Source organism: Acidisoma sp. 7E03, assembly GCF_054665075.1.
The window spans coordinates 235,019-242,075 of sequence record NZ_BAAFHE010000009.1 but is presented as its reverse complement, the minus strand read 5'-3'; the positions used below and the strand labels follow the sequence as shown (position 1 = coordinate 242,075).

8 protein-coding genes are annotated in these 7,057 nt (G+C 69.2%); 1 reads left to right on the top strand and 7 read right to left on the bottom strand.

The window, feature by feature from the left end; translation table 11 throughout:
* The 6 genes from ACYQ6W_RS15705 to ACYQ6W_RS15680 form a co-directional block, all read right to left on the bottom strand.
* On the bottom strand, positions 1–1,072 hold a 1,072-nt coding region (locus ACYQ6W_RS15705), incomplete at its 3' end, for a hypothetical protein (RefSeq protein ID WP_459676621.1).
* A gap of 174 nt (positions 1,073–1,246) precedes the next feature.
* The gene (locus ACYQ6W_RS15700; RefSeq protein ID WP_459676620.1) at positions 1,247–1,546 is read right to left on the bottom strand and encodes a hypothetical protein; all 300 of its coding nucleotides are present in this window, start codon (positions 1,544–1,546) and stop codon (positions 1,247–1,249) included.
* Complete coding sequence (locus ACYQ6W_RS15695) at positions 1,543–2,136, bottom strand: PqiC family protein (RefSeq protein ID WP_459676619.1); 594 nt, start codon at positions 2,134–2,136, stop codon at positions 1,543–1,545. The genes ACYQ6W_RS15700 and ACYQ6W_RS15695 overlap by 4 nt, the downstream gene beginning before the upstream one ends.
* Positions 2,133–3,092: an MlaD family protein gene (locus ACYQ6W_RS15690; protein ID WP_459676617.1), complete on the bottom strand. Its 960-nt coding sequence runs from the start codon at positions 3,090–3,092 to the stop codon at positions 2,133–2,135. Before ACYQ6W_RS15690 ends, ACYQ6W_RS15695 begins: the two co-directional genes overlap by 4 nt.
* Positions 3,093–3,106: 14 nt before the next feature.
* Positions 3,107–3,883, bottom strand: coding sequence for an ABC transporter ATP-binding protein (locus ACYQ6W_RS15685; RefSeq protein ID WP_459676616.1), 777 nt, complete (start codon positions 3,881–3,883; stop codon positions 3,107–3,109).
* Positions 3,867–5,018, bottom strand: coding sequence for an ABC transporter permease (locus ACYQ6W_RS15680; protein WP_459676614.1), 1,152 nt, complete (start codon positions 5,016–5,018; stop codon positions 3,867–3,869). The genes ACYQ6W_RS15685 and ACYQ6W_RS15680 overlap by 17 nt, the downstream gene beginning before the upstream one ends.
* A 143-nt stretch (positions 5,019–5,161) precedes the next feature.
* Here ACYQ6W_RS15680 and ACYQ6W_RS15675 point away from each other — a divergent pair, with 143 nt between their 5' ends.
* Positions 5,162–6,169, top strand: coding sequence for an SDR family oxidoreductase (locus ACYQ6W_RS15675; RefSeq protein WP_459676613.1), 1,008 nt, complete (start codon positions 5,162–5,164; stop codon positions 6,167–6,169).
* 47 nt (positions 6,170–6,216) lie between these two features.
* Here ACYQ6W_RS15675 and surE read toward each other — a convergent pair whose 3' ends face one another.
* Complete coding sequence (gene surE / locus ACYQ6W_RS15670) at positions 6,217–6,996, bottom strand: 5'/3'-nucleotidase SurE (protein ID WP_459676611.1); 780 nt, start codon at positions 6,994–6,996, stop codon at positions 6,217–6,219.
* Positions 6,997–7,057 lie beyond the last annotated feature (61 nt).

The window sequence follows — 7,057 nt, the reverse complement described above, 5'->3', positions numbered from 1 at the left end:
CCGAACCGAGGGCGGCCACCTGGCCGGTGCTGAGCACCGCGGCTTGCGCCGTGGTGAGGCCGGCGAGCGCGCCAGTGGTCAGAGCCCCGACGGCCGCGGTGCTGAGGGCGGTGACGGCGCCGGTGGCGAGTTTGCCGAGATCGGCGGAGGTCAGCCCCTTGATCTGGGTGGCACTCAGCGCGCCGGCCTGGCCGGAGGTGAGGACGGCGGCTTCAGCGGTGGACAGCGCGGCGACCTGCGCGGAACTCAGTCCGGAGATCGCCGTATTGGTGACCGCCGAGAAATTGCCGCCGAGGCCGGAGATCGCGGCGGTGGTGAGTGCCCCGAGCTGCGAGGAACTGAGGCCGGAGATGGCCGCCGTGCCGAGCACGCTCGCTTCGGCCGAGGTGAGGCCGGTGAGGGCCGCGGTGGTGAGCGAGTCGAAGGTGGTGCCGAGCGCGGAGGTATCGGCGGTGCCGAGCACGGCCACCTGGGCCGAACCGAGAGCCGCTACCTGCCCGGTGCTGAGCACCGCGGCTTGCGCCGTGGTGAGACCGGCGAGCGCGCCGGTGGTCAGAGCCCCGACGGCCGCCGTGCTGAGGGCGGTGACGGCCCCCGTCGCGAGTTTGCCGAGATCGGCGGAGGTGAGCCCCTTGATCTGGGTGGCACTCAGCGCGCCGGCCTGGCCGGAGGTGAGGACGGTCGCTTCCGCCGTGGACAGTGCCGCGACCTGCGCGGAACTCAGTCCGGAGATCGCCGTATTGGTGACGGCGGAGAAATTGCCGCCGAGGCCCGAGATCGCGGCCGTGGTGAGTGCCCCGAGCTGCGAGGAACTGAGGCCGGAGATGGCCGCCGTGCCGAGCACGCTCGCTTCGGCCGAGGTGAGGCCAGTGAGCGCGCCACTCGTCAGGGAGTCGAAATTCGTCCCGAGCGCCGTCACCCCAGAGGTTCCCAGAGCCGGCACCTGCAAAGAGGTGAGGGCCGCGACCTGCGCCGTCGTCAGCAGGGAGATGTTGGCAGTCGTCAGCGCCGCGATCGAACTCGTCGGCAGGGCGGCGATCTGGGAGGGCGAGAGGCTCGTGATGGACGCCATGGGGGGCCTATCCTGTTCCTGGGGCGGGTGGCGGAGCTGTCGTGCTCTCATTCGCGCGATCACCCCCCAGTTTTCCCCGCTCAGGCGAAACGATAAGCAGCCATGCGAGGCTCAGTTTTTCGGCTTTTGGCGCGGCCTCCTTTACCGTTTCTTCGTCTTTGCCCAGGAGCCGAATCAGCGACCCCTCGGGTGCATCTCCGTGACGAGTGCCGCCCATTCTTCGGCAAGCGCCACGGCCGGCACGGGGCGGCCGGCGCGCCTGTACCAGTAGCGGGCATTCATCGCATCGCCTTCCTGGCGGTGGAGATGGGCGTGCACCAGGTCGCAATCGGCCTCGCCCTCATGCGCCTGCACCACCTCATGCGCGGCCTCCCAATCCCCCCGCCCTGCCCACCACAGCGCCAGCAGGGCGGGAGAGAGCCCCGGCGGCGGGGTAGCGGCGGACAGGCTCGCGCGGAATGCAGTTTCGGTCATGCTGAGGCTCCTGATCTGGGGGCACGGGCGAGATCGGCGGTGATGGCCGCGGCCACGGCATCGAGCAGGCGGCTGGTGAGCGCCGCCACCTCCGCATCCGTCGCCGTCGGGCCTTGTAGCGTGACACTGGTGCGGTCGCGAATCTCGGCCCGACCGGCATCGCGTGGCTGCAACGTCCAGGAGGCGGTGATCGCTCCTTCGCCGGCCGCACTCACGTCCAGCCGGCTGATCGCGACGAAGAGGCGCCAGGCGACCGGCCCCTGCACGGGCTGGTCGGTCACGAACAGATCGGGTCGCGCGGCGGCAAGGCGGGCCGCGATGAGATCGGTCGCACCCAGAGACAGCCGGCTCGCCCAGCGCCCAGTGCTGCTGCGGATGATCACCTGGCCGTTGCGCGTCACGATGTCCTGGCTATCGAGATAGTCGGGCAGGGCGACGCGACGCACCTCGAGCGTCGGCGCATCGGCCGGATTGCCGCCCGCGCCCACGGCGACCGCGGGCGCGCCGAGCGTATAGAGGGTGAGGGGCGGCGCGGCGCAGGCGTTCATGAGGAGGGCGAGCGCCAGGGCCGCGATGCGTGGAGTCCTCATGGCTTGCGTCCCGTCAGCAGAAGTTGCGGATTGCGTTCGATGTCGCTCGCGAAGCCGCGCATGGCGGCGGCCGCCGCCGCGAGGTCGCTCAGGATGGCTTGCAGATCGGCCCGCTCGTCAGACCGCGGCGAGGTGATCTGGTGCAGATCGGCCAGGGTCTGCTTCGCCTGGAGCACCGTCGCATTGGTGTTGACCAGGAGACGTTGCAGGTCGGCGCCGCGCGCCGTGATCTGCTCCGTGCTGGCGCTGGTCAGCCTGTCCACGCCCTGCAGCGTCGTCGTCAGCTGGTCTTGCAGGGCGGCGAGCGTCTTCGCCGTCGCATCCACGAGCGCCCGCGAATGGTCCGAGGTCTGCTGCACGCTCGCGATCAGCGGCGGCAGATCCTGGTCGAGCTTGTCGGCCAGCGTGCGGATGCTCGCGAGCGAGGCCTGGGCGTTGTCTGCCAACTCCTTCAGCGGTAGCTGGGCAAGCGTCTGCTGCGCCTTCTGGATGACCGATTGCTTGGCCGGAATCTCCGGCAGGGTGGTGAAGCCGGGGTGAAGAATGGCGGGAGAACTGCGGTCGAAATCGAGGTCGATCTGCGATTGCCCGGTGACGAAGCTCTGCAGATTGACCTCGGCGCGCAGCCCGTGGCGGATGAGATCGGGGATTTGCAAGGGTGTGCTGTCATTGGCCAGGCGCACGCGCCCAGGCTGAAGATCGAGCGTCACCGGGATATAGGCGGCATAGGCGCTGCGATCGAATTCGAGGGAGATGTTGCTGACCGAGCCCACCCGCACGCCACGAAAGGTGACGGGCGAACCCACCGACAGGCCAGAGGCCGAGCCCTGGAAGATCACCACCGCCTGCACGGGTTTGACGAAGGGGTTGACCTTGCCGAAGAGCAGGATGGCGCCCAGGGCCAGCACGATGCCGCCAAGGACGAAGGCGCCCGTCATGGTCTGCCGGTTGGCCATGGCCAGTCTCCCTCTCAGCGTTCGGCTTGCGCTTCGCGGCGCATGAAGGCCCGCACCTGTGGGTCGTCGCTGCCGTCGCGCAAGGCGGTGGGCGATCCATGGGCAATGGGACGTTTCGTGACGGCATCGAGGAAGATGCCGTCATCGGCGATGGCGAAGAGGCTCGGCAATTCGTGGCTGACGATGACGATGGTGGCCCCCAGCCCGTCGCGCAGGTTGAGGATGAGATCGTCGAGCCGGGCCGAGGTGATGGGGTCGAGGCCGGCGGAGGGTTCGTCGAAAAAGAGCACGTCGGGGTCGAGCGCCAGCGCGCGGGCGAGCCCGGCCCGCTTCTTCATGCCCCCGGAAAGCTCGGAGGGATAGAGGTCGATCGCATGCAGCATGCCGACGAGGCCGAGCTTCATCTCCACCTGCGCGCGGATCGAGGCGGCATCCAGTTGCGTGTTCATCTGCATCGCCAAGGCCACGTTCTCGCCCACTGTCATGGAACTCCACAAGGCGCCGCTCTGGAACAGCACGCCGAAGCGGGCCCGCGCGATCGCCGCGCGGCCGGCCTCGCTCACGGCCCAGTAATCCGTCTCGTCCACCAGGAAGCGGCCCTGGGCCGGGCGCAGCAGGCCGATCATGCTGCGCAGCACGGTGCTCTTGCCGCAGCCCGATCCGCCCATGACGGCGAAGATGCTGCCACGCCGCACCCGCATCGAGAGGTCGCGTTGGATGACCTTCGGCCCATAGGCGAGGGTCACGCCCTCCAGCGTCAGCAGGGGGGGCGCGTCAGAGGCCGATGACATCGGCGAGCACGGCGAAGAGACTGTCGATGGCGATGACGCCGACGATGCCGACGACGACGGCGCGCGTCGTGGCGGTGCCGACGTCCGCAGCACTGCGCGCGGCCTTGAGGCCGATGCGGCAGGAGACGAGGCCGATGAAGGCGGCGAAGACGATGGATTTGACGAAGCCGAAGACGAACTGATCGAGGGGCACGGCGCCGAGCGTCTGATGCACGTAGCCCGCGAGGGTCACGTGCAGCATGGCGACCGAGACCAGCGCGCCGCCCGCCATGCTGATGAGGCAGGCATAGAGGTAGAGCAGCGGCATGGTGATGACGAGGGCGAGGACCGAGGGCAGGACGAGGTAGGTGGTGACCGGAATGCCCGTCACCGTCAGCGCGTCGATCTCCTCATTGCCCAGCATGGTGGCGATCCGCGCGGCATAGGCGCCGCCGGTGCGCCCGGCCATGATGATCGCCGTCATCACCGCCGCCATCTCACGCACCATGGCGATGCCGACGAGATTGGCGACATAGACGCCGGCCGCGAATTTCTCGAGCTGCACGGCGCCGACGAAGGCGAGGATGGCACCCAGCAGGAAGTTCACGATGCTGACGATGAGGAGCGAGGCCGGGCCCGCATCCGCCAGGTTGGCGAGCAGATCCACCCCACGCATTCGGCTGCGGCCGAGCACCGCGCGCAGGCTGCCGAACAGGCTCGCCGCCGCAAGCTCGGACAGGATGCCGATTTCTGTGAGGGCCGCGAGCGTCCAGGCGCCGAGGGCGGTGACGGGGCGAAAGGGTCGGCGCCGCGCCGCGGCGGGCGGCGCCCCGCTCTCGGGCAGCAGGCCGAGCAGTTTGCGTGCGGAGAGCGGCAACCCGTCTTCCCGAAACGGGAGACCGGCCGCGCCCGCCGCCTGTCGCACTTGCCACAGGAAGGTGACGAGGGCGCTGTTCCAGCGGCCGAGCGCTGCGGTGTCGAAGGTGAGGGGCAAGCCCGGCCGCGCCGCGCGCAGCCCTTCGGCCGGAAAACGGGGCAGATGGGCGCCTGCTGCCGTCCAATCCCCGGCGAGGGTGAGCCGGTTGCTCCCCTCGGCGGTGTCTAGATGCCATGCGGGCGGTGCCGTCTGCGCCTCGTCCATCACTTGCGTCGCCATGCCGAACCCTTTGTCCCGCGAAGGGCTGCCCGCGCCAAGCCCCATCTTGTGAAGCCCGACCCGCACACGCTTGCGCGCGCCCGGTTGAAGCAGACGGCGGTGGTTGACACCTGCGCCCTGCACTCAGCGAGAAAGAGACGATCATGGACGAACAGAAAACTCTGTCGCGCCGCAATGTCGTGGGTGGGGCTGGCCTCGGCCTCGCGGCGGTTGCCGCGGGCGGCGCGATGTCCTCTGCCCGTGCGGAGAGCGAGGGGCAGGCGACGGCGGCGGCGCTGCAAAACCCGGCCGACAAATATCCCCGGCCGCCCTTTCACAAACAGTCTCAGCCCTGGCCCGGCCTTGCTTCCAAGATGGACCCGAAGCCCGACCACGGCGAGACCAGCTACAAGGGCTCCGGCCGCCTCGCCGGGCGGCGCGCCCTGATCACCGGCGGCGATTCCGGCATGGGCCGCGCGGCCGCCATCGCCTATGCCCGCGAGGGCGCCGACGTCGCCATCAACTACTACCCGACGGAGGAGCCGGACGCGCAGGAGGTGGTGGAGCTGATCCGCCGCGCCGGCCGCAAGGCGGTGGCCCTGCCGGGCGATCTGCGGGATGAGGGCTTCTGCACGAAGCTGGTGGCCGATGCCGTGCAGCAACTCGGCGGGCTCGACATCCTGGTCAGCAATGCCGGGCGGCAGCAGGCGCGCGAGTCGATCCTCGACATCACGACCGAGGAGTTCGACGCGACGATGAAAACCAACATCTACGCGCCTTTCTGGATCATCAAGGCGGCGCTGCCGCATCTGCCGCCCGGCGCCACCATCATCGCGACGACCTCGGAACAGGCCTATGATCCGTCGCCCGATCTCTATGATTATGCGCAGACCAAGGCGGCGACGATGAACTTCGTGAAGTCGCTGGCGAAGCAGCTTGGCCCCAAGGGTATCCGCGTCAACGGCGTCGCGCCCGGCCCGATCTGGACCCCGCTGCAGGTCTCAGGCGGCGCGACGATGGAAAAGCTCGAGCAGTTCGGCGGCAAGACGCCGCTCGGCCGGCCGGGCCAGCCGGTGGAACTCGCCTCCATCTACGTCCAGCTTGCGGCCGAGGATGCGAGCTATGCCAATGGGCAAGTCTATGGTGCGGCCGGCGGCAGCGGTCAGCCGTAAACCCGCAGGGCGGGCGTCGTTCTGCGACGCCCACCCTCCGTTCCGTCTCAGTCTGACGTGCTCTGGCCCTGCTCGGCCTGAAGCTGGATCAGCGCTTCGCGGCTCGTACGCTCGAACTGCAGGGGCGTGACGGCAATACGGCCGTCGCGCAGCGCATGCGCTTCCGTGCCGGGTTCGTCCTCCCGCCCGGCGCGGGCGATCTTCAGCCAGTGATAGTCGATCTGGCGCGGATCCGTGCCGGAGATGATTTGCAAATCTTCCACCAGCCCGGCGCCCTGCCGGGTGAGGGTCACGGGGCCGATCGCATCTGGCCCGCAATCCGGGAAATTGATGTTGAGGATGGCGCGCTCGGACCAGCTGCCGCCCGCGAACTGGGTGATCACGGTGGCCGCATGAGCCTCCGCCGTTGCCCAGGGCACGCCGGCGCGGTCGGTGAAAGCCTGGCTGAGTGCCATCGCAGGCAGGCCGAGCAGCAGCGCCGTCATCGCTGCGCCCACCGTGCCGGAAAACACCGTCTCCACGCCGAGATTGGCGCCGCGATTGATGCCGGACAGCACGAGATCCGGCGGCGCCGGCATCAGCCGGCGGGCGGCCATCGCCACGCAATCTCCCGGCGTGCCGGAGACGGAGAAGCGCCGCACCCCATGCTCCGTCACCCGCAGCGGGCTGTGCAGGCTGAGCGCGTGGGAGACGCCGCTCTGGTCGTGATCCGGCGCCACGATCCACACCTCGTCGGCGAGGCTGAGCGCCACCCGCTCCAGCACCTGGATGCCGGGTGCATCGAAGCCATCGTCATTCGTCAGCAGCAGGCGGGCGAAGCGGGTCATGGCAATATCCTTCATGTTGAGTGACCCCTCGTCATCCCCGTGCTTGTCACGGGGATCTACC

Bases quoted from the DNA above. Each gene is read 5' to 3' on its own strand.
- surE (WP_459676611.1), bottom strand. From the start codon at position 6,996: ATGACCCGCTTCGCCCGCCTGCTGCTGACGAATGACGATGGCTTCGAT.
- ACYQ6W_RS15680 (WP_459676614.1), bottom strand. From the start codon at position 5,018: ATGGCGACGCAAGTGATGGACGAGGCGCAGACGGCACCGCCCGCATGG.
- ACYQ6W_RS15690 (WP_459676617.1), bottom strand. From the start codon at position 3,092: ATGGCCAACCGGCAGACCATGACGGGCGCCTTCGTCCTTGGCGGCATC.
- ACYQ6W_RS15675 (WP_459676613.1), top strand. From the start codon at position 5,162: ATGGACGAACAGAAAACTCTGTCGCGCCGCAATGTCGTGGGTGGGGCT.
- ACYQ6W_RS15700 (WP_459676620.1), bottom strand. From the start codon at position 1,546: ATGACCGAAACTGCATTCCGCGCGAGCCTGTCCGCCGCTACCCCGCCG.
- ACYQ6W_RS15685 (WP_459676616.1), bottom strand. From the start codon at position 3,883: ATGTCATCGGCCTCTGACGCGCCCCCCCTGCTGACGCTGGAGGGCGTG.
- ACYQ6W_RS15695 (WP_459676619.1), bottom strand. From the start codon at position 2,136: ATGAGGACTCCACGCATCGCGGCCCTGGCGCTCGCCCTCCTCATGAAC.